Origin of the sequence: Streptomyces sp. NBC_01478, from assembly GCF_036227225.1 — a bacterium.
In the GTDB taxonomy this organism is placed as follows: domain Bacteria; phylum Actinomycetota; class Actinomycetes; order Streptomycetales; family Streptomycetaceae; genus Streptomyces.
In genome coordinates this window covers 4,634,310-4,658,456 of record NZ_CP109444.1, presented here as the reverse complement: position 1 = coordinate 4,658,456, position 24,147 = coordinate 4,634,310, and the positions used below count along the sequence as shown (strand labels likewise).

The window sequence follows — 24,147 nt, the reverse complement described above, 5'->3', positions numbered from 1 at the left end:
CGTCCTCATCACGGGAGTGATGGCCGCCGGCAAGTCGACGGTCGCGCAGGCGCTCGCGGAGCGTCTGCCGAGGGCGGCGCACGTCCGGGGTGATGTCTTCCGGCGGATGATCGTCTCGGGGCGCGAGGATTACGTCCCCGGTGCGAGCGGCGAGGGGGAGTCCCAACTCCGGTTGCGGTACCGGCTGTCGGCGGCGACGGCGGACGCGTACGCGGAGGCCGGTTTCACGGCGGTCGTCCAGGACGTGGTGCTGGGCGCGGAGTTGCCGGCGTACGTCGACCTGATCCGCACCCGCCCGCTGCACGTGATCGTCCTCGCACCGACCCCACAGGCCGTGACGGCACGGGAGGCGGGCCGGGCGAAGAACGGCTACGGCGCGTGGACGGTCGAGGAACTGGACGCCGGGCTGCGGACGGAGACCCCGCGCATCGGCCTGTGGCTGGACAGCTCCGGGCTGACGGTGGGGGAGACGGTGGACGCGATCATCGAGGGACGGGAACGTTCGCGGGTGGTCTGAGCGTCTGACGGGGTGAGGACGTTTCGGACGTTTCGCGTCCTCTCAGGCCCTGCGAGGCGTTTCCGTTGCGTTTTCGCTGGTCAGGGCGATTGTCAGTGGTGCCGCGTAGTGTTTTGGGCAGTGGGGAGACAGCGGAACACTGGTGGCACACGGGGAAGATTCATGCACGGGGGAGTAATGAGCAGGACCGACGCTGCGCAGGGCTACGGCTCTACGGCGATCACGATCACTTTGACCGAGGACGACCTCGATCCGTACATCACGCACGCGTCGACGCGCCGCTGGCTGACAGGCCCCGGCCTGCCGGGCGACAGCGCCCTGTTGACGTTCGAGGAGCTGCGCAGGGAGGGCCTGCGGACGGTGGCGGACTCGATGGGGGACCCCGGCCCGCTGGCGGAGGAGCTCCGGGACCAGTTGGTGATAGGCGCGCTCTGGGGACCCGACGGCGGGGAGGCGGAGTCGATCCTGCTGGACGGCGAGACGGGCGAGATCGCGACGACGTACTTCTTCCACGACCGCCCGGACCTGATGGAGACCGGCCCGCTGGCTCCGTCGATCGAAACGCTGACCCGCTTCACCGCGACGACGGACGAACTGTCGGGCCTGCGCGGCCAGTTCGCGTCCTACGAGGGCCGGCACGGCCCGAAGACGGCGGCGGAGGCATCACGCCAACTGCTCGCGGTGTTCGAGTCGGAGACGGACGGCGAGGTGCCCCCGTTCTGGAAGGCGGCGGCCCTGATCCGCCCGCTCGCCCTGGTCGCGGGCCCGGGCACGACATCGGGGCTGACCCTCGACATCCCGGCCCGCCTGCTGGACCAGGAGTTCGGCCAGGGCACGGTCGCGCGCTTCGAAGAGGTCGACTTCCCCGCCACACTCACACACGAACCGACCCGCCGCTTCCTGCTCGAGACGGGCCTGCCCGAGGACGCGTTCCTCTTCCAACTGGACACGGACGTACCGCTCCCCACCCTCGCCGAGTTCTACGAGGACGCACCCGCCGGGCAACTCCCGCCCCGCGCCGACCAGTTGATCCGCCTCGGCTACCTCCTGGAGGACAACAGCATGGTGGTGGACGGCGCGACGGGCGAGATCCTGACCTGGAGCGAGCCGGAAGCGACACTGACTCCCCTCAACACGGACGTCTCGACCCTCGCCTTCACCCTCTGGCTGCTCCACCGCGAGAAGGCGATCGACGCGGACCTGTCGGGCGAGCTGACGGCAGAGGCGTACGACCAGTTGGCGGCGACGATGCTCCAGACCCTGTCGTCGGTGGACCCGACGGGGACGGATGCCCGGATGGCCGGCCGACACCACCCGCACTACTGGACGGAGGCGTTCCAGGACGAGGCGGGCGGGGTGCTCTGACGTGTACTCGTGCGCGTACGGGGCCGGGGAGATCGTTCGCGATGAGTGAGGTGGGCCGGGCGAGAGGTCCGGGAGGGCGGCCGGCTCACGCCTGGGTGAGGGATTCGGCGGGAACGGCGGCACCGAGTGCGGTGTCCTGCAGCGCCGTGATGCGCTCGATCACGAGCCCTGCCAGCACAGCCGCCGCGATCATGAGGACCTCCTCCACCACGAGGAGGACCATCGAGCCCGGGGCCAGCCGCCCCGCGAACACGAGCACCAGCGAGTGCGTGATCCAGGCGGCCCACCAGGCATTCACCAGGGTCGTGTCCCGCTTCTCCTCCCACGACGCGGAGCTCGCGCGCCCGACGTCGAGGACGACCCCGCGAGGGACAAAGAGGTTGACCACCGGGACGAACCACATGCCGATCGTCCGGCCCCGACTCGGAACCGAGGCCTCGGGCGACAACTCCTGCGCGTTGCGCCGGGCTTGGGCGAGCCACACGAGGAACAGCACGATCGCGAGAGTCGTCACGTACACGAAGACCATGGAGACGAAGCCCGACTCGGACGCGTCGGTGTCGTGCACGTAGCGATCCCGCACCGCCACCGCACGGAACACGTCCGTCACGGCGGCCGCGGCTATCGCCACCTGCGCGGAACGGACAAGGAGCCGGGGGGCTTTGCGGGCGGTACTCGTCATCGTCTCTTGGCCTGTCTCGGGGGTGTGAGCGGGTGCGGCTGAGGGTGCGGCGGAGGCCGGGGTTGAGTGATCATAGGGTCTGAATGCCGCACATGAGTACGGTTTTAGGGCCCTTCCTGATCGGGGATCGCTGTGGGCCGCGCCGGGCCGGGCCGAGTTCGGCTGGTCAGCCCGCTGTGGCGCTCCGCGGGGTCTGCGCCCGGACGAACCCGTGGCTCCGTTCCACTTTCGCCACGTGCAGCGTGTAGCTCTCGTACCACTCGGCCTGCCCACGCTTCTGCGCCGCACGGTGCTCGGCGTTGGTCCGCCACTCCGTGAGGGCGTCGGCGTCGCGGAAGTACCCGACGGTGATCCCCAGCCCACCCGGAGTCTGAGCGTGGTCCATCCCCAGGTACCCGGGGATGTCCTTCACGAGCTCTTCCATACGCGCGTTGGTCTCGCGGTAGTCGCTCTGTTCCTGGGTCCGCACGGTGGTGAAGACAGCCGCGTAGTACGGGGGTTCAAAGGCCTCGACGGGCGTGACAGGCGCCTCGGAGTGGTTGCTCATGGCGGCACTGTAAGGGAGGCGGCGCGGTAAGGGAGACGTCGAACTCATCAAGGAACACCGGTCAGTTGGAGCCCGACACCACACCGGGGCGGTCCATCGACCATAGGCGCCTTCTCGGTACTGTGACTCCGCATGACCGACACCGAGATCGAGTTCGACATCGAGATCACCGCAGACCTGGTCCGCGACCTGCTGCAGGAGCAACATCCGGACCTTGCGGGGCTGGCCATCCGTGAGGTGGCGGGCGGCTGGGGCAACCAAATGTGGCGCCTCGGGGACGAGTTGGCGGTGCGCATGCAGCGCATGGACCCCACTCCGGAACTCCAGCTCAAGGAGCGCCGGTGGCTCCCCGTGCTGGCCCCGCGCCTGCCGCTCCCGGTGCCGACCCCGGTGCGGTTCGGCGAACCGTCCGAGCGCTTCCCCAAGCACTGGACCGTGATGACGTGGGTTCCCGGCGAGCCGCTGGACCACGGCTCGATCAGCCGGGGTGCCCACGCGGCCGACACGCTGGCGGGTTTCCTCCGGGCGCTCCATGTCGAGGCGCCCGCGGAGGCGCCGATCGCCACGGACCGCGGCGCCCATCCCAGGAACTGCACGGAGGGCTTCGAGAACTTCCTCCGGGCCGTTGCCCCCGACGACATCGCCGCCGACGTCCGGGCCGTCTGGGACGACGCGGTTGCGGCCCACGCGTGGGAGGGCCCGGCGGTGTGGGTGCACGGCGACCTCCATCCCGCGAACGTCGTCGTCTCGGACGGAACGCTCTCGGGCATCGTCGACTTCGGTGCCCTGTTCGCCGGCGATCCGGCGTGGGACCTCGCCGCCGCATGGGTGCTGCTGCCCGCGGGAACGGCCTCACGATTCTTCGACACGTACGCGCACGCGGACGAGGCGGCGATCCGACGCGCCCGCGGACTGGCCGCCATGAAGAGCCTTTTCCTGATGCTCATGGGGCAGAACGGAGACCGCGGCCTTCCCGGCGGCAAGCCGAACTGGGGACCTGCGGGCCGGACGGCACTTGATCGTGTTCTGCAGGGCATCTAGGGCTGTCCCGCAACGATCAAGAAGCCCTCGCTCACGGACACCCGAACTGTGCGAGGAGATCGTGCGCCACACCGAGCCGGGCACGCGGTTCGTTCGCTGAGCCCGGGAAAACCGCTGGACCTGCTGACGGTGGCGCGCCGTAGGGTCCGGTGCGCGGTGAAGAGGGAACGGCGAAGAGGGGACGGCGGATGGCGGGACTGTACGAGATCTGGCAGCGGGCGGACGTGTCGCGCAGGCTCGACGTGTTGTCGGGCTTCATCGCGATGGGCGTGGCGGGGGACGACGACGCGCGACGCCGTCTCGCCCAGTTGATCGCCGGCGCGGACGCAGCCCTCTCCGCCTCGCCCCCGGATCTGGCGGTCGCCTCGGAGCACCTGGACGAACTCGTCCTGTGGGCTGACACGGAGTGGGCCGATCACCCCCATCGCCCCGTGGAAGCCCGTCCGGACGAGGCCGACCGGCAGACACGCGACTACGCAAAGGATCTCCGGCACGCAGCACTCCCGGTCCGCGTTCGGGACGAGATGGGCCGTATCGAACTCAGTCTTGAGGTGCGGTTCCTGGCCTTGTGCAGCCGATCGGAGTTGGACTGCCGGATCCGCGAGGACGTCTTCTACGTCGCCGGCCGTGCCGCGATGGCCCTCGACCTTGGACACCTGGAAGCGGCGGAGCGGGAGATCCGACGCATGGAACAGGTGGGTTCCGTGGAGTCAGGGGAGGGCCGGTGCCTCGGAATGGGATGGCATCAGGGGAGCGCCTGAGAACCAAGCGACTGACCTGGCCGCTGTCCGGCATGGGAGTCCCGGACAACGAAAGCCGTGTCTGACCCAAGAACATGCAGATCAGACGTACTGGTGGAGGCCGTGGCGGGAATCGAACCCGCGTAACTCGCTTTGCAGGCGAGTCCCTGAACCACTCGGGCACACGGCCGTGTGTGTTGAGTTGACCGTAGGGGCGGGTGAGGGGGCTGGACAAGGGGGCCGGGGATGGTGCAACGGGACTGCCACACCGCGTTCATGAACGGGGGAGCGGGGCACCGGGTCGTACGACCAAGGTCTCAGCAGGGGACCGTCCTCCGACAGGGGTCAAGGCGGGCTGTGGACCTTACGCTGGCGGGCATGACCGTCCTTGAACCTCGTGACGCCGGTGTCACGGGCACCGCCCCTGACCTGGCCGACGAGTGCGGCGACTCCGTGCTGGGGCGGTCGCACCGGGCGCTCAGTGTCGGGATCGTGTCCGTCGTTCTGCTGATCGCCTTCGAGGCCACGGCGGTGGGGACGGCCATGCCCGTCGCCGCTCGGGAGCTGGGCGGGGTGTCGTTGTACGCGTTCGCGTTCTCCGGGTACTTCACCACCAGCCTGTTCGGGATGGTGTTCGCCGGGCAGTGGTCGGACCGGCGGGGGCCGCTCGGGGCGTTGACCACCGGGATCGGGGCCTTCGCCGCCGGGCTGGTGGTGGCGGGGACCGCTCAGGTCATGTGGGTGTTCATCCTGGGGCGGGCCGTGCAGGGGCTCGGGGGTGGGCTGGTCATTGTCGCTCTGTACGTCGTTGTCGGGCGGGCCTATTCCGAGCGGTTGCGGCCCGCCATCATGGCCGCGTTCGCCGCGAGCTGGGTCGTGCCGTCCGTCGTCGGGCCGCTTGCCTCCGGGGCGGTGACCGAGCATCTGGGGTGGCGGTGGGTGTTCCTCGGGATCCCCGTGCTCGTGGTGTTTCCGCTTGCCCTCGCCCTTCCTCAGATACGGCGGCGGGCCGCCGGGCCGGTGAGCAACGCAGGTGAGCCGTCCGCCTCCTTCGACCGGCGTCGTATTCGGCTCGCCCTCGGGATTTCGCTCGGTGCCGGGCTCGTTCAGTACGCCGCTCAGGATCTGACCTGGTTCTCCCTCCTCCCGGCCGTCGCCGGCGTCGCGCTGCTCGTGCCCGCCGTGCTCGGGCTGTTGCCGCGCGGTACGTACCGGGCGGCGCGGGGGCTGCCCTCGGTCGTACTGCTGCGCGGGGTGGCGGCCGGGTCGTTCATCTCGGCCGAGTCCTTCGTGCCGTTGATGCTCGTCACCCAGCGGGGGCTGTCGCCGACCCTGGCCGGGTTCTCGCTCGCGGCGGGTGGCGGGACGTGGGCGCTCGGGTCGTGGGTGCAGGCCCGGGCGCGGGTCGAGCCGTATCGGGAACGGCTGATGACGTTCGGGATGGTGCTGGTGGCCGCCGCGATCGCCGGGGCGCCGAGCGTCCTCGTCCAGGCCGTGCCCGTGTGGATCGTCGCCGTCGCGTGGGGATTCGGGTGTTTCGGGATGGGGCTGGTGATCTCCTCCACCAGCGTGCTGCTGCTCCAGTTGTCCGCACCGGAAGAGGCCGGCTCCAACTCCGCCGCGCTGCAGATTTCTGACGGGTTGTCCAACGTCGTGCTGCTGTCCGTCGGCGGGGCCGCGTTCGGTGCGTTGGGGGGTGGCACGGTGGGGCATGTGGTCGGTTCGGCGGGCGGCGGCTCCCATCCGGCCGCCTTCGCCGCCGTGTTTCTGCCGATGGCGGGGGTGGCGTTGGTGGGGGCCTGGGTGACCACGCGGGTGCGGGCCGGACGAGGTCAAAGCGATCGGGAAGGCGCTGCGGGCCCCGGCTGAACCACAGGTGTGACCTCAGTCCCATCCCCACCCGCCCCGGCGCCGTCCGCACGTCGACACCGCCACCCCGCCGGTAGGGTGGCCCGGTTGTCATACATGGCCGAGCCGCCCGACCGAACAAACGGAGACCGTGACTACCACCGCCGCCTCCTCCACCAGCTCCCACCACCTCTCTCCCGCCTTCCCCGGCCGCGCCCCCTGGGGCACCGCCGGCAAGCTGCGTGCCTGGCAGCAGGGCGCGATGGAGAGGTATGTCCAGGAGCAGCCGCGGGACTTCCTCGCGGTCGCGACCCCGGGTGCAGGCAAGACGACCTTCGCGCTCACCCTCGCCTCCTGGCTGCTGCACCACCATGTCGTGCAGCAGGTGACCGTCGTCGCGCCGACCGAGCACCTGAAGAAGCAGTGGGCGGAAGCGGCCGCGCGGATAGGGATCAAACTCGACCCGGAGTACAGCGCCGGGCCGCTCGGCAAGGACTACGACGGTGTCGCCGTCACGTACGCCGGCGTCGGTGTGCGGCCGATGCTGCACCGCAACCGCGTCGAGCAGCGCAAGACCCTCGTGATCCTCGACGAGATCCACCACGCCGGTGACTCGAAGTCCTGGGGCGAGGCATGCCTGGAGGCCTTCGAGCCGGCCACGCGGCGGCTCGCGCTGACCGGGACGCCGTTCCGGTCAGACACCAATCCCATTCCCTTCGTGACGTATGAGGAAGGGAACGACGGGATCCGGCGGTCCTCCGCCGACTACACCTACGGCTACGGCAACGCCCTGGCCGACCACGTAGTCCGGCCCGTCATCTTCCTCTCCTACAGCGGCAACATGCGGTGGCGGACCAAGGCCGGCGACGAGATCGCCGCGCGGCTCGGCGAGCCGATGACCAAGGACGCGATCAGCCAGGCCTGGCGTACGGCGCTGGACGCGCGCGGCGAGTGGATGCCGAGCGTGCTGCGCGCCGCCGACCAGCGGCTGACCGAGGTCAGGAAGGGCATCCCGGACGCCGGTGCCCTCGTCATCGCCTCCGACCAGGACTCCGCGCGCGCCTACGCCAAGCTGATCCGCGAGATCACCGGCAGCAAGGCGACCGTCGTGCTGTCGGACGACACCGGTGCCTCCAAGCGCATCGACGACTTCGCCGCGAGCAACGACCGCTGGATGGTCGCCGTACGCATGGTGTCGGAAGGCGTCGACGTGCCGCGGCTCGCCGTCGGGGTGTACGCCACCACCATCTCCACCCCCCTCTTCTTCGCCCAGGCCGTCGGCCGCTTCGTGCGGTCCCGGCGGCGCGGCGAGACCGCATCCGTCTTCCTCCCGACCGTCCCCGACCTCCTCACCTTCGCCAACGAGATGGAGGTCGAGCGCGACCACGCCCTCGACAAGCCCAAGAAGGAGGGCGAGGAGGACCCGTACGCCGAGTCCGAGAAGGAGATGGACGAGGCGAACAAGGAGCAGGACGAGGACACCGGCGAGCAGGAGCAGTTCGCCTTCGAGGCGCTGGAGTCCGAGGCCGTCTTCGACCGGGTGCTCTACGACGGCGCCGAGTTCGGCATGCAGGCGCACCCGGGGAGCGAGGAGGAGCAGGACTACCTCGGCATCCCCGGACTCCTCGAACCCGACCAGGTGCAGATGCTGCTCCAGAAGCGGCAGGCCCGGCAGATCGCGCACAGCCGCAAGAAGCCGGACGACCAGGCCGACCTGCTGGAACTGCCCGCCGAGCGGCGGCCCGTCGTCTCGCACAAGGAGATGATGGAGCTGAGGAAGTCGCTCAACACCATGGTCTCCGCGTACGTCCACCAGACCGGCAAACCGCACGGTGTCATCCACACCGAACTGCGCCGCACCTGCGGCGGCCCGCCGAGCGCCGAGGCCACGGCCGGGCAGTTGCGGCAGCGCATCGCCAAGGTCCAGGAGTGGGCCACGCGCATGAAGTGACCCACCCGACCCTGCACCCTCTGGAAGCTGGGGTCCTTTCTAACCAGTCAAAGCCAGCGACAGTGGTTAGGAACGACCCCAGCCTCCAGCACCCCCCACTCGCCACGCGCCATTGGCCGCTGAGCCGATCTCCAGGACGCCGATCCCCGGGACGGGGCATAACGGCATCAAGTGAACCGGTCCGTACCAGTCAGTGCCCGGATTCTGGACGGAGACTTCCGCTCAGCGAACCGCCTTCGCTAGTGTCCCGCTACGCACACGCCCCGTGGCAGCGCCGCCGCGGAGCGCAGCCGTGAAGCGACTGGGCCCGGACACGCCGGGCCGCCTCGCCGATCGGCGGCCTCTGAAGCGCGTCACTGACGGGACTCGGTGACGCATCCGCCGCGAGGGGGCCGCCGACCTCACCACCTAAGGAGTGGGCGTCGTGACCGCGGAGACCTCCCAGACGCTCGACCGGGGACTGCGCGTCCTCAAACTGCTGGCCGATACGGACCACGGGCTGACCGTCACCGAACTGTCCAACAAACTGGGCGTCAACCGGACCGTCGTATACCGGTTGCTGGCCACCCTCGAACAGCACGCACTCGTACGCCGTGATCTGGGCGGCCGGGCCCGGGTCGGGCTCGGGGTGCTGCGGCTGGGCCGCCAGGTGCATCCGCTGGTACGGGAGGCGGCGCTGCCCGCGCTGCGGTCGCTGGCCGAGGACATCGGGGCGACCGCTCACCTCACCCTGGTCGACGGGGCGGACGCCCTCGCCGTCGCGGTGGTCGAGCCGACCTGGACGGACTACCACGTGGCCTACCGGGCCGGGTTCCGCCACCCCCTGGACCGGGGAGCCGCCGGCCGCGCGATCCTCGCCGCCCGGCACCGGGCCGCCGACGAACCCGGATACACCTTGACGCACGGGGAGTTGGAGGCGGGAGCGAGCGGCGCCGCGGCACCCCTGCTCGGGGTCACGGGCGTCGAGGGCAGCGTCGGCGTGGTGATGCTGGCCGATGCCGTGCCCGAACGGGTGGGACCGCGGGTCGTCGACGCGGCGCGCGAGGTAGCGGAGGCGCTGCGCTGAGGCCGTTCGCGAGCAGGGGGTGACCGGCGCCTGGCCTGAAGTGACCGTCGCGTTAGATTGATCCCGTGCTCCTCTCTCGCCTCACGCGCCCCCAGGCCGTAGCCGTCTGCGCCCTGCCCGTCGTGGCACTGCTCGCCACGGCGGGCTTCGCGCCGCTGCCCTTCTCGCTGGCGCAGCCCGGTCTGACCGCGAACGTGCTCGGCGAGAACAAGGGCACCCCGGTGATCACGATCTCCGGGGCGCCGGTGCGGACGACGAGCGGTCAGTTGCGCATGACGACGATCGAGGCGACCGGACCCGATCAGCATGTCGCGTTGAGCGATGTGATCGACAGTTGGTTCCGTACCGATCGAGCGGTCATGCCGCGTGACTCGGTCTACCCGAGCGGCAACAGCGTCAAGGAGATCGAGCAGCACAACACGGAGCAGATGCAGGAGTCGCAGGACGACGCGACCACGGCCGCGCTCAACTACCTGAACCTCAGCGACAAGAAGGTCAAGGTCACGCTGACGTTGGCGGACGTCGGCGGCCCCAGCGCGGGTCTGCTCTTCACCCTGGGGATCATCGACAAGCTGAACGGCGACGGCAGCGGGGGCGATCTCACCGGCGGTCGCACCATCGCCGGCACGGGCACGATCGGCACCGACGGCACGGTGGGCGCGGTCGGGGGAGTGGCCCTGAAGACCCAGGCCGCGCGCCGCGACGGAGCGACGGTGTTCCTGGTACCGAAGGCCGAATGCTCGGACGCCAAGTCCGAACTGCCCAAGGGTCTACGGCTGGTTGCGGTGACCTCGCTGAAGGGCGCGGTGAGCGCGCTGAAGGCGTTGGAGACGGGTAAGGGTTCGGTGCCGGGCTGTTAGGCGACGGCGGGCTTCGTACCGTTCGGCGGCGTGGCGGCCAACCGCAGCCCCAGTTCCACGAGGGTCCAGCCGAGGCGGGTACGGAGTTCCTGCCGGGGTGCCCCGGCCTCGGCGGCGAGGCGGTGGGCCGCGGCCCGGGCCTGGAGTTCGGCGGTGCGGGCGTGGTGCAGGGCGAGGTGGGTCTCGGGGTGCATCGGGCGGTGCCTCTCAGACCGTTCGGACGGGGAAGACGTGGCTGTGGATCCGCACCTGCTCGGCCTCCGGGGTGCCTTCGGGCAGGGCTTGTGCGCGGTAGCTGTTGACGAGTTCGTGCATCTTCGCGATGAGCTCGACCGACATCTCGGGCGTCAGCCGTAGGGTCCAGTCGCTCGCGTCCGAGGCTTCGTACCAGTCCGCGGACCAGTCGTGCGTGGTGGCGACGAAGGTCGAGAGCTCCTGGGCGTGGACGGTCGAGACCTCGTGCATGAACACGGCGGCGGCACCGCGGACCGCCGGGTCCGGGTCGAGGAGCAGGGTCTCGTTGAGTTCCACGCCCCCGTGCATCGCTTGCCACCAGCGCTCCCGGCCCTTGCCGTGCTCCGGCGCGTCTTCAAGGAAGCCGTACTCGGCGAGCTGCCGCAGGTGGTAGCTGGTAGCCCCGCTGGACTCGCCCAGTTTGGCCGCGAGTTGGGAGGCGGTGGCGGGACCGTTGCGTCGTAGCTCGCTCAGCAGGCGCATGCGCAGGGGATGGGCGAGGCCGCGCAGGGAGCGGGCATCGAGTACGCGTGTGGGACGTTCCTCGGGCTCGGGCATACTTGCAAAGATAGCGTTGCAAAGACTCCTTTGCAACGAGTTCTTTGGAACTCACCCGCCCTTGACCAACCCCTCCGCCTTCATCCAGTCCAACGCCACCTGATGCGGATCCTCCCCGTCGACATCCACCTTCGCGTTCAGCGCCTGCGCCACCGTGTTGTTCAGCTTCTTCGTGACCGGGTCCAGGACCTTCGCGATCGCCGGCCACTTCTTCAGGGCCTTCGTGTTGATCTCGGGCGCCGCGTTGTAGTTGGGGAAGAACTTCTTGTCGTCGGCCATCACCGCGAGGTTCATCGACTTGATGCGGCCGTCGGTGGTGAAGACCTCGCCGTACGTGCAACTCCCCTTCTTCACCTGGGTGTAGATGATCCCGGTGTCCATCTGCGTGATGTTCTTCGCCGGGAGATTCATGCCGTACGCCTTCTCCATGCCCGGCAGCCCGTCCGCGCGGTTGGCGAACTCGCTCTCCACGCACACCGTCACCGCACCCGGGTCCTTCTTCGCCAGCGCGGCCACCTCGGAGAGCGTCTTCGTGCCGTACTTCTTGAAGTTGGCCTGGTTCATCGCGAGCGCGTAGGTGTTGTTGAGAGCGGAGGGCGGCAGCCAGGTCAGGCCGTTCTTGAGGTCGGCGTCCCGGACCGCCTCCCACTGCTTCATCGGGTCGGTGATCGGTTCGCTGTTGCCGAGGTAGGTGATCCACGCGGTGCCGGTGTACTCGTACATCCCGTCCGCGTCACCGGACTTGACGGCCTCCCGCGCGCCGATCGAACCCTGGATGCCGGTCCGGTCGAGGACATCCGCGCCGGCCGCCTCGAAGGCGATGCCCATCATCGCGCCGAGGATCAGTTGCTCGGTGAACTCCTTGGAGGTGACGGTGAGATGGGCGCCCTTGAGCGGCTCGCCCCGCCCGATCGTGCCGGGGCTGACGTCGTCGACCATGGGGGAGCCGCTGGTCAGTCCGCAGCCGGAGACGACGAACAGCGTCCCGGACAGCAGCAGACAGGTGCGTTTCATGCGCCCGCCTCCAATCCCCTTGGCCGCAGCAGCAGTTCGGCCAGCGAGGCCAGCCAGTCCACCAGCAGGGCGAGACTGACCGTGAGGATCGAGCCGAGGACCAGGACGGGCATCCGCTGGGTGGTGATGCCGGTGGTGATCAGGACGCCCAGGCCGCCGCCCCCGCCGAAGGTCGCCAGGGTCGCCGTACCGACGTTGAGGACCAGGGCCGTGCGGACGCCGGCCAGGATCAGCGGGACGGCGAGCGGGAGCTCCACCCGTCTCAGGACGCCGAGTTGGGACATGCCGATGCCCCGGGCCGCCTCCAGGAGCGTGGGGTCGTTGGCCTTCAGGCCGGCGATGGTGTTGGACAGCACCGGCAGGACGGCGTAGATGATGATGCCGATCAGGGCCGCCTTCTCGCCGGTGCCCAGCCAGATCACCAGCAGGGCCAACAGGCCGATCGCCGGGGTGGCCTGGCCCATGTTGGCGAAGGTCATCGCCACCGGTGCGGCCTTCCGGAACGCCCTGCGGGTCAGCAGGATGCCCAGCGGGATCGCGATGATCAGCACGAAGAACGTGGAGATCACGGTCAGTTGGACATGCTGCCAAAGGGCCTTGCTCACCTGCCCGTTGGACAGCGCGTTCTCCGAAATGGCGTCCAGGTCCGCCTGGTTGAACCACAGCCAGGTCGCCAGCAGGACCGCCACCAGGAACGCGGGCAGAATCGTCAGCTTCTGCCAGGTGACGCGTCGCTTCGGGGGAGGCGCGGGCGGCGGGGCCTCGACTTCCGCCTCTTCTTCCAGCTCGGGAGTGGTCACGCCTTCTCCTCCCCGCCGGCGCCTTCCTGCTCGGCGTGCGTCTGGAGGGCCCGGGCCTCCTCCAGCTCGTGCCGGCCCTCCATGGCCTCCAGCCGGTCGGCTTCGAGGAGTTCGTGCACGGAGTTCATCAGCGTCTCCATGTCGACGACGCCGGTGTACTCGCCGCGCCGCCCGGTGACCGCGACCCGCCCCGCGTTGTCCGTGAGCACGGCCTCCAGCGCGTCCCGGAGGGTCGCGTCCCGGGTCACGGTGTCGCTGACCAGCGTGCCCGCCCGGGCCAGCGACCCCTTGGCGCGCATCATGTCGCCGCGCCGCAGCCACTTGTAGGGCCGGCCGCGCTTGTCGAGGAGGAGGATCTCGTTGGTGCCGCTGTCCCGGAGTTTGTCGAAGATGTTCTGGAGCGGGTCGTCGACGGTCACCGTCGGATAGTCGGTGATCTCCACGTCCCGTACGCGGGTCAGGTTCAGCCGCTTCAGGGCGGCCCCGGCGCCCACGAACCCGGACACGAAGTCGTCCGCAGGGTTGGTGAGGATCGCCTCCGGGGTGTCGAACTGCGCGATGTGCGAGCGTTCGCGCAGCACGGCGATCCGGTCGCCCAGTTTGATCGCCTCGTCGAAGTCGTGGGTGACGAAGACGATCGTCTTGTGCAGTTCGTGCTGGAGCCTGATCAGCTCGTCCTGGAGATGGTCGCGGGTGATCGGGTCGACCGCGCCGAACGGTTCGTCCATCAGCAGCACCGGCGGATCGGCCGCCAACGCCCGTGCCACGCCCACGCGTTGCTGCTGCCCGCCGGAGAGCTGGCGCGGATAGCGGCCCTGGAACTCGCCGGCGTCGAGCCCGACCAGGTCGAGCATCTCCTCCACCCGGTTCCTGATCCGGGACTTCGACCAGCCGATCATCCTCGGTACCAGCGCGATGTTCTGGGCGACGGTCATGTGCGGGAAGAGACCGCTCGACTGGATCGCGTAGCCGACCTTGCGGCGCAGCTTCACCGGGTCGATGTCGGTGACGTCCTCGCCGTCGATGCGGATGCGACCGCCGGTCGGTTCGATCAGCCGGTTGATCATCTTGAGCGTGGTGGACTTCCCGCAGCCGGAGGGCCCGACGAAGACGACCAGCTCGCCCGCCTTGATCTCCATGTTGACGCTGTCGACGGCCGGCTGCTGACTGCCCGGGTACTTCTTGGTCAGGTTCTCCAGTTCGATGGAGGCACCGGAGGTCGTGGTGGTCGCCGGCTCAGGCACGGATCCCCCTGGGAATGGTCAGCCGTCCGAGAAGGACGTACGCGGCGTCGAACAGCAGCGCCAGGACGATGATCCCGAGCGTGCCCGCGAGCACCTGGTTGAGGGCGTTCTTGCTGCCCAGCGACCCGATACCGCGGAAGATCTCGTTGCCGAGGCCGGGCCCGGAGGCGTACGCCGCGATGGCCGCGATGCCCATCAGCATCTGGGTGGAGACCCGGATACCGGTCAGGATCGGCGGCCAGGCCAGCGGCAGTTCGACCCGCGCGAGCCGCATCAGCCGGGACATCCCGATGCCCTTCGCCGCGTCCACCAGGGACGGGTCGACCCCGCGCAGCCCCACGATCGAGTTGCGCACGATCGGCAGCAGCCCGTACAGGGTCAGAGCGATCACGGTGGGCGGAACGCCAAGGCCCACGATCGGAATGAGCAGACCGATCATGGCGAGCGACGGAATGGTCAGAATGGTCGACGTGGCCGTGGTGGCCAGGTTGCCCGCCCACTCGCTCCGATAGGTCACGACCCCGATCAGCACCCCGATCAGCGTGGCCACGACCATGCACTGGAAGACCGCGCTGGCATGTTGGTAGGCGTCGGTGAGCAGTTGCTGGTGCCGGTTGCTCACGTACTCCCAGAAGCTCACATGCCCACACCCCTACGTCGGCCAGGTCGTCCTTTCCCGATCCAGGGCCGCCTGTTCCACCAAGGGGATGACCCGCAGCGGAACCGGGTTCTCCATCACGATCGCGGTGGCGGCCCGGACAATGCCATCAAAACCGACAACCCGGTCGATGACCCGCTGAAGATCGGCGTTCGAGCGGGCCACCAGCCGGCACAGCATGTCCCCGCTGCCGGTCGTGGTGTGCAGTTCGAGCACCTCCGGGACGGTCGCCAAGTGCGCCCGGACGTCCGTCCCTTGCCCCTGCCGGATCTCCAGCGTCGCGAACGCCGTGACCGGATAGCCGAGCGCCGCCGGATCGACCTGGGGCCCGAACCCGCGGATGACTCCATTCGACTGAAGCCGGTCCAGCCGCGCCTGCACCGTCCCCCGGGCCACCCCCAGCCGCCGGGACATCTCCAGCACCCCGATCCGCGGCTCCTCGGCCAGCAGCACGATGATCCGGCCGTCGAGCTGATCGATCCCCATGCCGCCGCCTCCACCGATGGTCATCCTGTACGGAAAGCCCGCCGAAACGGTCGTACCACTGAACAAGATGCCCAGCCGAAACGCGAACTATTGCGCACCTTGCGAAGGAGGGGGAGCCTGCGGCCATGGCTGTCATCTCCGCGAACACTCACCACACTCCCGACACCGCCCGGCAGGCCGACCCCTTCCCGGTCAAGGGAATGGACGCGGTCGTCTTCGCCGTGGGCAACGCCAAGCAGGCGGCGCACTACTACTCCACGGCCTTCGGCATGACGCTGGCCGCCTACTCCGGACCGGAGAACGGCAGCCGCGAGACCGCCTCGTACGTCCTCACCAACGGCTCCGCCCGCTTCGTGTTCACCTCCGTGATCAGGCCGTCCACGCCCTGGGGCGAGTTCCTCACCCGCCATGTGGCCGAGCACGGCGACGGCGTCGTCGACCTCGCCATCGAGGTGCCGGACGCGCGCGCCGCCCACGCCTACGCCGTCGAGCACGGCGCCCGGTCCCTCGCCGAGCCGTACGAGCTGAAGGACGAGCACGGCACGGTCGTCCTCGCCGCGATCGCCACCTACGGCGAGACCCGCCACACGCTCGTCGAGCGCACGGGCTACGACGGCCCCTACCTCCCCGGCTTCGCCCCCGCCGACCCGCTCGTCGAGTCGCCCGCCCACCGCACCTTCCAGGCCATCGACCACTGCGTCGGCAACGTCGAACTCGGCCACATGAACGAGTGGGTCGGCTTCTACAACAAGGTCATGGGCTTCACGAACATGAAGGAGTTCGTGGGCGACGACATCGCGACCGAGTACAGCGCGCTGATGTCCAAGGTCGTGGCCGACGGCACCCTGAAGGTCAAGTTCCCGATCAACGAGCCGGCCGTCGCCAAGAAGAAGTCCCAGATCGACGAGTACCTGGAGTTCTACGGCGGCGCGGGCGTCCAGCACATCGCCCTCAACACCAACGACATCGTGCGGACGGTACGGACGATGCGCGCGGCCGGGGTCAAGTTCCTCGACACCCCGGACTCCTACTACGACACCCTCGGCGAGTGGGTCGGCGACACCCGCGTCCCCGTCGACACCCTGCGCGAACTGAAGATCCTCGCCGACCGCGACGAGGACGGATACCTGCTCCAGATCTTCACCAAGCCGGTCCAGGACCGTCCCACGGTGTTCTTCGAACTCATCGAGCGACACGGCTCGATGGGCTTCGGCAAAGGCAACTTCAAGGCGCTGTTCGAGGCGATCGAGCGGGAGCAGGAGAAGCGGGGCAACCTGTGACGCGGCCGTAGCCCCGGATACGGACGTACGCTGCACCCATGGCCAGGATCAACGACGTGGGCGGCACCCAGGGCTTCGGTGCCATCGACACCACCGACGACCCCGAGCCCTTCCACGCCGACTGGGAGGCCCGGGTCGTCGGGCTGTTCAACGCCCTGCGCGCGCAAGGGATCTTCAACACCAACGAGTTCCGGGACGCGATCGAGGCGATCCCGCCCGCCGCGTACCTCTCGATGTCGTACTACGAACGCTGGTTCACCGCGATCACCGCCCTGCTGGAACGCAAAGGCGTCCTCGAACCGGGTGAGTTGGATGACTGACCGCTTCCCGCCCGGCACCCGGGTGCGGACCTTCCCGCACGACCCGCCGCACCACACCCGCCTGCCCCGGTACGCGCGCGGCAAGTCCGGCGTCGTCGTCGAGCCGGAGGGGCGCGCGGAGCTGGCCGACGTCAGTGCGCGGGGGCGCGGGGACGCGCCGGTGGAGCAGGTGTACGCGGTGCGGTTCGCGGCTCGCGACCTGTGGGGCGAGGGCGACCACCACGTCGTACTGGACCTGTGGGAAAGCTACTTGGAAGCGTACGAAGAGGATCGTGACGATGAGCGGTGACCACGAGGACGCCTCGGTCTCCCGGCGGGTGCGGCGCCTTGAGACCCTGCTGGAGGAGAAGGGGATCGTCGCGGGCGGAGCGGTCGACGAGGTGCTCGACGCGTTCCTCTCGGGTGCGTCGCCGGTGAACGGTGCGCGGGTCGTCGCCCGCGCCTGGACCGACGAGGCCTACCGGGAACGGCTGTTGACGGACGGCACGGCCGCCGTGCAGGAACTCGGCTTCATGGACGGCTCGTTCCAGCGGCTGCGGGTCGTCGAGAACACGGAAGCGACCCACAACGTCATCGTCTGCACCCTCTGCTCCTGCTACCCCCTGCCCCTCCTCGGCCCGTCCCCGGGCTGGTACAAGTCGGAGGCCTACCGCTCCCGCGTGGTCCGCGAACCCCGTTCCGTACTGGCCGAGTTCGGCCTCCGGTTGCCCGCGGCCACGGACATCACCGTGTGGGACTCCAGCGCGGAGAGCCGGTACATGGTCCTGCCGCTCAGGCCCGCGGGCACGGAGTCCCTGACGGAGGACGAACTGGCCGCCCTGGTCACCCGCAACGCGCTCATCGGCACCGCTGCCGTGTGACGCGCGGGCTCAACCCGCCCTGTTCTCCGGCTCCTTTTCCCGCCCCTCCTGGTCCGAGGGCGGCGGCTCGTCGGCCGGCTCGCCCAGCGCCGCCAACGCCCGCTGCGCCACCGGCACTTGCAGCGGCGAGAAGTACGGGTTGATCTGCAACGCCTCCCGGAGATGCCGGCGCGCGGACGCGACCTTCTCCAACTCCCGCTCGATCATGCCCCGGTGGAACGCGTACCGCGCGTCCCGCACCCCGCCCCCGTGCACCTTGTCCGTCGCCACCGACGCGAACTTCAGCGCCTCCTCGTCCTGCCCGGCCCGGTGCAGCGCCCACCCCAGCGCGTCGGCCACCGCGATCCCCGGCTGCCGGGCCCACTCGCCGCGCAGCCGCCGTACGGCCTCCTGCGCGTCGCCGTGGTCCGCCTCGAACACGCCGAGGACCACCTCGTCGTCGACCCCGGCCGCCGCGTCCTTGGCGACGAGGGCGCGCAGCGTGTCGTACTGCACCCGGGCCGCCTGGCCGAGACCCAGCGACTCGTACAACTCGCCCAGCTCCAGGGCGTATTGAGGGGTCGGCTGCTTGGCGAGGGCGACCTGGTAGGCGTTCAGGGCCTCCGAGGTACGGCCCAGCGCCGCGAGCGCGCGCCCCTCACCGGCCAGCGCCTCCCGCTGGTCGGGATCCAGCCGTACGGCCGCCTCGAAGTGCCGTAGCGCGGCCTCGCGGTCCCCGCGTTCCCAGGCCAGTTGCCCGGCGCGCTCCAGCCAGGCGGCCTGTTCGGCGGGGGCGGTGGCCTTCGCCGCCGCGTCGGCGAGCTGGGCGGCGGCGTCCTCGCGCCAGCCCCGGTCGCGGTAGACGGCGGCGGCCCGCGCCATCACGGCGGGCCCGGTGTGCAGATCCAGCAGCTTGTCGAGGGTGCGCTTGGTCGCCTTGTAGTCGCCGAGGCCGGTGTACGCGTCGATCAGCAGCGGATACGTCGTCCACCGGCGCGGCGCCGCCTTCAGTGCCGCCTCGCCCCAGGTCCGCGCCGTACGGAAGTCCCGCCGTTCGTTCGCCAGGGCCGCGAGACCGTCCATCGCGACGGCGCTCGCGTCGTCGCCCTTCGCCCGCACCCTCAGCGCGGTGCGCAGGGCGTCCTCGGCCTTCGGGTAGTACACGGTGTCCCCGGTCCGCCGCCCCTGCTCCACATACGCCGAGCCGAGCACCGCCCAGGACCTCGCGTCCCCCGGACGGACCCGCACCCGCGTCTCCCGGTCGCCGATCAGCGCGGCCAGGTCCGGCAGCGCGGCCGGCACCCCCGCCGTGACCGCGCTCAGCGCCTGCGCCTTGGGCCCCGGCGCGGGCGGCGGCGCCGGACGCGGCTCCTCGGGCAGCAGCCACAGCAGCCCGCCGACCACGGCACATCCGGCGACCGAGGCGATCAGCACCCGCCGCAGAACGGGGGAGCGGCGCCCCCGCGCTTCCGCCACCAGGGACGTACCAGGGCTCCGCTGTTCGTTCTCCATGGCGCTCACTCTGCGTCAGTACGACGACCACATCCCGGCACCCAAAGCCGCGCGCGGACGGGGTTCACACCGATGGCCGCGAGTGCGACGCTGTGATCATGAGCCGTATCGAAGCGCCTCGCGACCAGGACACCGGGACCCTCGTCGACCACCTGCTGGCCGGGCTGCCCGCCGAGGCCGTCGTCACCGACCCGGACGTCACGGTCGCGTACGCCAACGACATGGCGAGCTTCTGCCCGTCCGGCACCCCCGCCGTCGTCGTGCTGCCGCGCACGGTCGAGCAGGTCCAGCACGTCATGCGCGTCGCCACCGAACTGCGCGTGCCGGTCGTCCCGCAGGGCGCCCGCACGGGCTTGTCGGGGGCGGCCAACGCCTCCGAGGGCTGCATCGTCCTTTCCCTCGTCAAGATGGACCGCATCCTGGAGATCAGCCCGGTCGACCGCATCGCGGTCGTCGAACCGGGCGTCATCAACGCGACCCTCTCCCGCGCGGTCAACGAACACGGCCTCTACTACCCGCCGGATCCCTCCAGTTGGGAGATGTGCACGATCGGCGGCAACATCGGCACCGCGTCCGGCGGACTGTGCTGCGTGAAGTACGGGGTGACGGCCGAGTACGTCCTGGGCCTGGACGTCGTCCTCGCCGACGGGCGCCTGATGAGCACGGGCCGGCGTACGGCCAAGGGGGTCGCCGGGTACGACCTGACCCGGCTGTTCGTGGGCTCGGAGGGCTCGCTCGGGATCGTCGTCAAGGCGATCCTCGCGCTCAAGCCGCAGCCGCCCCAACAGCTCGTGCTGGCAGCCGAGTTCGGGTCCGCGGCGGCCGCCTGCGACGCCGTGTGCCGGATCATGGCCGGCGGGCACGTCCCGTCCCTCCTCGAACTGATGGACCGTACGACCGTCAAGGCCGTCAACGACCTGGCGCACATGGGACTGCCCGAGACGACCGAGGCGCTGCTGCTCGCCGCCTTCGACACGCTGGACCCGGCCGCCGACCTGGCCGCCGTAGGAGCCCTCTGCGAGGCGGCCGGAGCCACCCAGGTCGTCCCCGCCGAGGACGCGGCCGAGTCCGAACTGCTGCTCCAGGCGCGGCGGTTGTCGCTCACGGCGCTGGAGGCGGTCAAGGGCACGACGATGATCGACGACGTGTGCGTGCCCCGGTCGCGGCTCGGCGAGATGCTCGAAGGGGTGGAGCGGATCGGCGAGAAGTACCGGCTGACGATCGGCGTCTGCGCGCACGCCGGTGACGGCAACACGCACCCCACCGTCTGCTTCGACGCGCAGGACGTCGACGAGTCCCGGCGCGCCCGCGAGTCCTTCGACGAGATCATGGCCCTCGGCCTGGAACTCGGCGGCACCATCACCGGCGAACACGGGGTCGGCGTCCTGAAGAAGGAGTGGCTCGCCCGCGAGCTCGGCCCGGTCGGCGTGGAGATGCAGCGGGCGGTGAAGGCGAGTTTCGACCCGCTGGGGATCCTCAACCCCGGCAAGCTCTTCTGATCGTCCCTCCCGCTCACTCCCCGTCCCGCGACTCGTCCGACGGCCACGGGTCGCGCAGCCACAGGTCGTCGGCCGCGGTCGGTGCGAGCAGCTCGGCGAGGCCGTCGTCGATGCCGAGCTGCTCCGCCTCAGAGCCCGGAGGGACCACCCGCAGGGTGCGCTCCAGCCACGCCGACACCTGGGCCGCCGGGGCCTGGAGGAGGGCGTCTCCGTCGGGTGAACTCAGCGCCATCAGGACGACACTGCGCCGCTCCACCTTCGTCGGCCACACCCGCACGTCCCCGTGCCCGCACGGCCGGAACACGCCCTCCACGAGCAGCTCGCGGGCGAACGTCCAGTTCACCGGGTTCTCGGAGTTGATGTGGAAGGAGATGTGGACGGCGTACGGGTCGTCCGTCCGATAGCTGAGCCGGGCCGGGACCGGAATGCTCCGCTCCGGCGACAGGATGAGCTGCAGCTCCAACTCCCGCTCTACGACTGTGTGCATGACGTACGTCCCCTCTCGCTCACGGGGCCCCGAGGTGGGCCCGTACGAGTGGAGAGGGCGTGCGGGCCCAAGCATTACGCGACTTCGGGAAACTTTTTTTCCGCGCCGCGTCACCAAGGCTTCGCGGGGCTTCGGGGTGTGTGGACTCCGTGCCCGAGGTTGCCCGGAAAGGGGCAGGTCCGGCGGGACGGGCAGTGGCGGTGGCACGGGTCTGGTAGATGTGGACACCCTCATTCGACCTCCGAGCAGATACGGGACGACGGACATGAGCGCCCCAACGCCGGCACCCGGTGACGACAGGCCCCGCGAGGGGTACTACCCGGACCCGTCCATTCCTGGCTATGTCCGGTACTGGAACGGCGCGGCCTGGGTGCCCGGCACCAGCCGCCCGGCGCCGTCCGACGGCCTGCCGCTCGGCGCGCCGGGCCAGTCCGTCGAGGAGACCGGCCCGCACTTCTTCGACGAGGACCCCGCACCGGACGGCCCGGCGCAGGCCCAGCACGGCAGCCGCCCCGAACCGGCGACGGCATGGGGCGCGGACCGCTCCCACCAGTCCGGTTTCGGCACCGACCAGGACCGCCGCGTCTCCTGGGGCGCCCCGGACCCGAGAGCGGGCGCGGACCCGAGAGCGGGCACGGATCCGAGGGTCCCCGCCGACACCCCCGACGAGGGCACGACGACTTTCCGCCGCCCGACCCCGCGCACACCCCACCAGGGCGGGGCGCCGGGGGCGCAGGGCGGGGGCGCGGGGACCCCGGGCGGGTTCGGCGCGCAGGGTCCGGCCGGGTCCGGCCCGGGCGCGGGTGGTTTTGGCGCGCCGGGTGGGGCGGGGTCCAACTCGGGTGCCGGTGGCTTCGGTTCGGCGGGTGGGGCCGGGTCCGGTTCGGGCGCCGGGGGCTTCGGGGCTCAAGGTCCCGTAGGAACCGGCTCCGCCGGTGGCGGCTTCGGTCCCCGGAATCCCGCCGGGAACGCCCCCTCCACCGACCCCTCCGGCCCCGGCTTCGGTGCCGGGAAGGCGGCCGCCGCCCGTGCCGCCGCACAGGCGCAGGCGGGCCCGGCGGGCACCGGTACCGGGGCACCCGCCGCGGCCTCCGCGCCCGGCGGCTCCACGGCTCTCTCCGGCCCCCCGCAGCCCGCCCCCGGCGTTCCCCCGCAACCCGGCCCGGCGCAGCCGCAGGGCGCCGCCGTGGGGACGCCCATGGCGCCCGGCGTCGGCGGCGGACAGCCCTCCTGGGCGCAGCAGGTGCACCAACTGGCGGGGGACGAGGAAGGGGCCGTACCGCCCTGGAAGCCGCCCGTGGAGGACGTGTTCCAGGCGGCGGCCCGGCGGCAGTCGGCGGCGCGGCCCGCGGGGCTCGGCAAGCGGCTGGTGGCCCGGCTCGTGGACACCGTCGTGCTCGGCGCGGTCACCGCCGCGGCCGCCGTACCGCTGGGCACCAGGGCGGCCGACCACATCGACGGGAAGATCGACGCGGCCAAGCTCTCCGGCCGTACCGAAACGGTCTGGCTGCTGGACGGCACGACCGCCGTCTACCTGGGCATCGTCATCGCCGTGATCCTCCTCTTCGGCGTCCTCTACGAGGCGTTGCCCACGGCCAAGTGGGGCCGCACCCTGGGCAAGAAGCTCTGCGGTCTCGAGGTGCGCGGCATCGAGAGCCACGAGCCGCCCGGTTTCGGCGGGGCGCTGCGCCGCTGGCTCGTCTACAGCGTCCCGGGCCTGCTCGGCATCGGGCTCGTCGGTGTCGCCTGGTGCCTGTTCGACCGGCCCTGGCGCCAGTGCTGGCACGACAAGGCAGCACATACGTTCGTAGCGGGATAGCGGGGTACGGCATCCGGGGGACCTGATTCCGTACCCCGGACGGCCGCTCGCCGGATGCGGAGCCGGGCGGTTCGCGGTCGACTCTGCCCATGAGCACCGAACCGCCTCCGGGCTCCGGCCAGCAGCCGCCGGAAGACGACCCGTTCAGGAAGCAGCCCCCTCCTGGCCAGGGATCGGGCTCACCTTACGACCCGTCCTACGGGAACCAGCCCCCTCCGTACGGCGGCGGTGGCGCCGACCCCTACGGCGGCGGTGGCGCCGACCCCTACGGCGGCGGCTCCTACCCCACCGACCCGCTCGCCGGCATGCCCCCGCTCGCCGACAGCGGCCGCCGCACGCTCGCGAGGATCATCGACATGATCCTCGTCGGCATCGTCGTCTGGCTGGTCACCTGGGCCTTCGGCGTCCACGAGTACGACGTCGGCTCCGACGGGGCCTCGTACGCCAAGTCCCTCGGCCAGTCGCTCATCGCGGCCGTGCTCTACATCGGCTACGACACCGTGATGCTCGCCAAGTCCGGGCAGACGCTGGGCAAGCGGTGGCTGGGCCTGCGCGTGGCCAACCTCGACAACGGGTCGACCCCCTCCGTGCAGACCAACCTGATCCGCGCGGCGGTGCTGTGGATCCCGTTCGCGTTCTGCTGCGCCTGCATCTGGACGGCGATCAGCGGCGGTTGGAGCTTCTTCGACAAGCCGTACAAGCAGGGGCTGCACGACAAGGCGGCCAAGACCGTGGTGGTCAGCACGCGTTGAGGCGACCGGGGGGCAACTCCCGGGGCGC

26 protein-coding genes and 1 tRNA gene are annotated in these 24,147 nt (G+C 70.5%); 15 read left to right on the top strand and 12 right to left on the bottom strand.

Annotation, left to right across the window (positions count from 1 at the left end):
• The first annotated feature begins 19 nt into the window (after nt 1-19).
• Both OG223_RS20955 and OG223_RS20950 read left to right on the top strand, forming a co-directional pair.
• Nucleotides 20-517, top strand: coding sequence for an AAA family ATPase (locus OG223_RS20955; protein WP_443073846.1), 498 nt, complete (start codon nt 20-22; stop codon nt 515-517).
• Nucleotides 518-694: 177 nt separating this feature from the next.
• Nucleotides 695-1,882 carry an SUKH-4 family immunity protein gene (locus OG223_RS20950; RefSeq protein WP_329250725.1) on the top strand — a complete coding sequence of 396 codons (1,188 nt, stop codon included), beginning with the start codon at nt 695-697 and terminating at the stop codon, nt 1,880-1,882.
• 85 nt (nt 1,883-1,967) lie between these two features.
• Here the strand turns inward: OG223_RS20950 and OG223_RS20945 are convergent, their stop codons facing one another.
• Entirely contained in the window at nt 1,968-2,564 is a 597-nt protein-coding gene (locus OG223_RS20945; RefSeq protein ID WP_329250721.1) for a DUF4328 domain-containing protein, read from the bottom strand.
• 166 nt (nt 2,565-2,730) lie between these two features.
• Nucleotides 2,731-3,111, bottom strand: a complete 381-nt coding sequence (locus tag OG223_RS20940; RefSeq protein WP_329250717.1) for an antibiotic biosynthesis monooxygenase family protein — start codon at nt 3,109-3,111, stop codon at nt 2,731-2,733.
• A 132-nt stretch (nt 3,112-3,243) separates the two neighbouring features.
• On the opposite strand from OG223_RS20940, the gene OG223_RS20935 reads away from it, so the two are divergent.
• Both OG223_RS20935 and OG223_RS20930 read left to right on the top strand, forming a co-directional pair.
• Nucleotides 3,244-4,152, top strand: a complete 909-nt coding sequence (locus OG223_RS20935) for an aminoglycoside phosphotransferase family protein (protein ID WP_329250715.1) — start codon at nt 3,244-3,246, stop codon at nt 4,150-4,152.
• A 188-nt stretch (nt 4,153-4,340) separates the two neighbouring features.
• Nucleotides 4,341-4,913 (top strand): hypothetical protein, encoded by a 573-nt coding sequence (locus OG223_RS20930; RefSeq protein WP_329250712.1) that lies wholly within the window; start codon nt 4,341-4,343, stop codon nt 4,911-4,913.
• 94 nt (nt 4,914-5,007) lie between these two features.
• On the opposite strand, the gene OG223_RS20925 is transcribed toward OG223_RS20930, so the two are convergent.
• Nucleotides 5,008-5,082: transfer RNA gene (locus tag OG223_RS20925), tRNA-Cys, on the bottom strand.
• Nucleotides 5,083-5,270: 188 nt separating this feature from the next.
• On the opposite strand from OG223_RS20925, the gene OG223_RS20920 reads away from it, so the two are divergent.
• From OG223_RS20920 to OG223_RS20905, 4 genes are all read left to right on the top strand, one after another.
• Nucleotides 5,271-6,761, top strand: a complete 1,491-nt coding sequence (locus OG223_RS20920; protein WP_329250710.1) for an MFS transporter — start codon at nt 5,271-5,273, stop codon at nt 6,759-6,761.
• Between the two features lie 130 nt (nt 6,762-6,891).
• Nucleotides 6,892-8,691, top strand: coding sequence for a DEAD/DEAH box helicase (locus OG223_RS20915; RefSeq protein ID WP_329250707.1), 1,800 nt, complete (start codon nt 6,892-6,894; stop codon nt 8,689-8,691).
• Between the two features lie 424 nt (nt 8,692-9,115).
• Nucleotides 9,116-9,757, top strand: a complete 642-nt coding sequence (locus OG223_RS20910) for an IclR family transcriptional regulator (protein ID WP_200689931.1) — start codon at nt 9,116-9,118, stop codon at nt 9,755-9,757.
• A 65-nt stretch (nt 9,758-9,822) separates the two neighbouring features.
• The gene (locus tag OG223_RS20905; RefSeq protein ID WP_329250703.1) at nt 9,823-10,617 is read left to right on the top strand and encodes a S16 family serine protease; all 795 of its coding nucleotides are present in this window, start codon (nt 9,823-9,825) and stop codon (nt 10,615-10,617) included.
• On the opposite strand, the gene OG223_RS20900 is transcribed toward OG223_RS20905, so the two are convergent.
• From OG223_RS20900 to OG223_RS20870, 7 genes are read right to left on the bottom strand one after another with little or no spacing between them, the layout of a single operon-like run.
• Nucleotides 10,614-10,811 carry a hypothetical protein gene (locus OG223_RS20900; RefSeq protein WP_329250701.1) on the bottom strand — a complete coding sequence of 66 codons (198 nt, stop codon included), beginning with the start codon at nt 10,809-10,811 and terminating at the stop codon, nt 10,614-10,616. The two genes, OG223_RS20905 and OG223_RS20900, sit on opposite strands and share 4 nt — an antisense overlap.
• Before the next feature lie 13 nt (nt 10,812-10,824).
• A complete protein-coding gene (locus tag OG223_RS20895; RefSeq protein WP_329250698.1) occupies nt 10,825-11,409 on the bottom strand; it encodes an ArsR/SmtB family transcription factor in 585 nt (194 codons plus the stop codon).
• Between the two features lie 51 nt (nt 11,410-11,460).
• Nucleotides 11,461-12,423: a glycine betaine ABC transporter substrate-binding protein gene (locus tag OG223_RS20890; protein WP_329250695.1), complete on the bottom strand. Its 963-nt coding sequence runs from the start codon at nt 12,421-12,423 to the stop codon at nt 11,461-11,463.
• Nucleotides 12,420-13,223, bottom strand: coding sequence for an ABC transporter permease (locus OG223_RS20885; RefSeq protein ID WP_329250692.1), 804 nt, complete (start codon nt 13,221-13,223; stop codon nt 12,420-12,422). The genes OG223_RS20890 and OG223_RS20885 overlap by 4 nt, the downstream gene beginning before the upstream one ends.
• Entirely contained in the window at nt 13,220-14,467 is a 1,248-nt protein-coding gene (locus OG223_RS20880) for a betaine/proline/choline family ABC transporter ATP-binding protein (protein ID WP_329250689.1), read from the bottom strand. The genes OG223_RS20885 and OG223_RS20880 overlap by 4 nt, the downstream gene beginning before the upstream one ends.
• Complete coding sequence (locus tag OG223_RS20875; RefSeq protein ID WP_329250686.1) at nt 14,460-15,107, bottom strand: ABC transporter permease; 648 nt, start codon at nt 15,105-15,107, stop codon at nt 14,460-14,462. Before OG223_RS20875 ends, OG223_RS20880 begins: the two co-directional genes overlap by 8 nt.
• Before the next feature lie 12 nt (nt 15,108-15,119).
• On the bottom strand, nt 15,120-15,611 hold the full coding sequence (locus OG223_RS20870) for an Lrp/AsnC family transcriptional regulator (RefSeq protein WP_329250684.1): 492 nt from the start codon (nt 15,609-15,611) through the stop codon (nt 15,120-15,122).
• Between the two features lie 125 nt (nt 15,612-15,736).
• Here OG223_RS20870 and hppD point away from each other — a divergent pair, with 125 nt between their 5' ends.
• From hppD to nthA, 4 genes are read left to right on the top strand one after another with little or no spacing between them, the layout of a single operon-like run.
• Nucleotides 15,737-16,891 carry a 4-hydroxyphenylpyruvate dioxygenase gene (hppD, locus tag OG223_RS20865; RefSeq protein ID WP_329250682.1) on the top strand — a complete coding sequence of 385 codons (1,155 nt, stop codon included), beginning with the start codon at nt 15,737-15,739 and terminating at the stop codon, nt 16,889-16,891.
• 38 nt (nt 16,892-16,929) lie between these two features.
• Entirely contained in the window at nt 16,930-17,211 is a 282-nt protein-coding gene (locus tag OG223_RS20860; RefSeq protein ID WP_329250681.1) for a hypothetical protein, read from the top strand.
• Nucleotides 17,204-17,500 (top strand): SH3-like domain-containing protein, encoded by a 297-nt coding sequence (locus OG223_RS20855; protein ID WP_329250679.1) that lies wholly within the window; start codon nt 17,204-17,206, stop codon nt 17,498-17,500. The genes OG223_RS20860 and OG223_RS20855 overlap by 8 nt, the downstream gene beginning before the upstream one ends.
• A complete protein-coding gene (gene nthA / locus OG223_RS20850) occupies nt 17,490-18,071 on the top strand; it encodes a nitrile hydratase subunit alpha (protein ID WP_329250676.1) in 582 nt (193 codons plus the stop codon). The genes OG223_RS20855 and nthA overlap by 11 nt, the downstream gene beginning before the upstream one ends.
• Before the next feature lie 9 nt (nt 18,072-18,080).
• Here the strand turns inward: nthA and OG223_RS20845 are convergent, their stop codons facing one another.
• Nucleotides 18,081-19,562, bottom strand: coding sequence for a tetratricopeptide repeat protein (locus tag OG223_RS20845; RefSeq protein WP_329250673.1), 1,482 nt, complete (start codon nt 19,560-19,562; stop codon nt 18,081-18,083).
• 92 nt (nt 19,563-19,654) lie between these two features.
• Here OG223_RS20845 and OG223_RS20840 point away from each other — a divergent pair, with 92 nt between their 5' ends.
• Nucleotides 19,655-21,061 carry an FAD-binding oxidoreductase gene (locus OG223_RS20840; RefSeq protein WP_329250671.1) on the top strand — a complete coding sequence of 469 codons (1,407 nt, stop codon included), beginning with the start codon at nt 19,655-19,657 and terminating at the stop codon, nt 21,059-21,061.
• Between the two features lie 13 nt (nt 21,062-21,074).
• On the opposite strand, the gene OG223_RS20835 is transcribed toward OG223_RS20840, so the two are convergent.
• Nucleotides 21,075-21,548, bottom strand: coding sequence for an SsgA family sporulation/cell division regulator (locus OG223_RS20835; RefSeq protein ID WP_329250668.1), 474 nt, complete (start codon nt 21,546-21,548; stop codon nt 21,075-21,077).
• A gap of 265 nt (nt 21,549-21,813) precedes the next feature.
• On the opposite strand from OG223_RS20835, the gene OG223_RS20830 reads away from it, so the two are divergent.
• Both OG223_RS20830 and OG223_RS20825 read left to right on the top strand, forming a co-directional pair.
• The gene (locus tag OG223_RS20830; protein ID WP_329250665.1) at nt 21,814-23,367 is read left to right on the top strand and encodes an RDD family protein; all 1,554 of its coding nucleotides are present in this window, start codon (nt 21,814-21,816) and stop codon (nt 23,365-23,367) included.
• An 89-nt stretch (nt 23,368-23,456) separates the two neighbouring features.
• On the top strand, nt 23,457-24,119 hold the full coding sequence (locus tag OG223_RS20825) for an RDD family protein (RefSeq protein ID WP_329250662.1): 663 nt from the start codon (nt 23,457-23,459) through the stop codon (nt 24,117-24,119).
• The last annotated feature ends 28 nt before the right edge of the window (nt 24,120-24,147 follow it).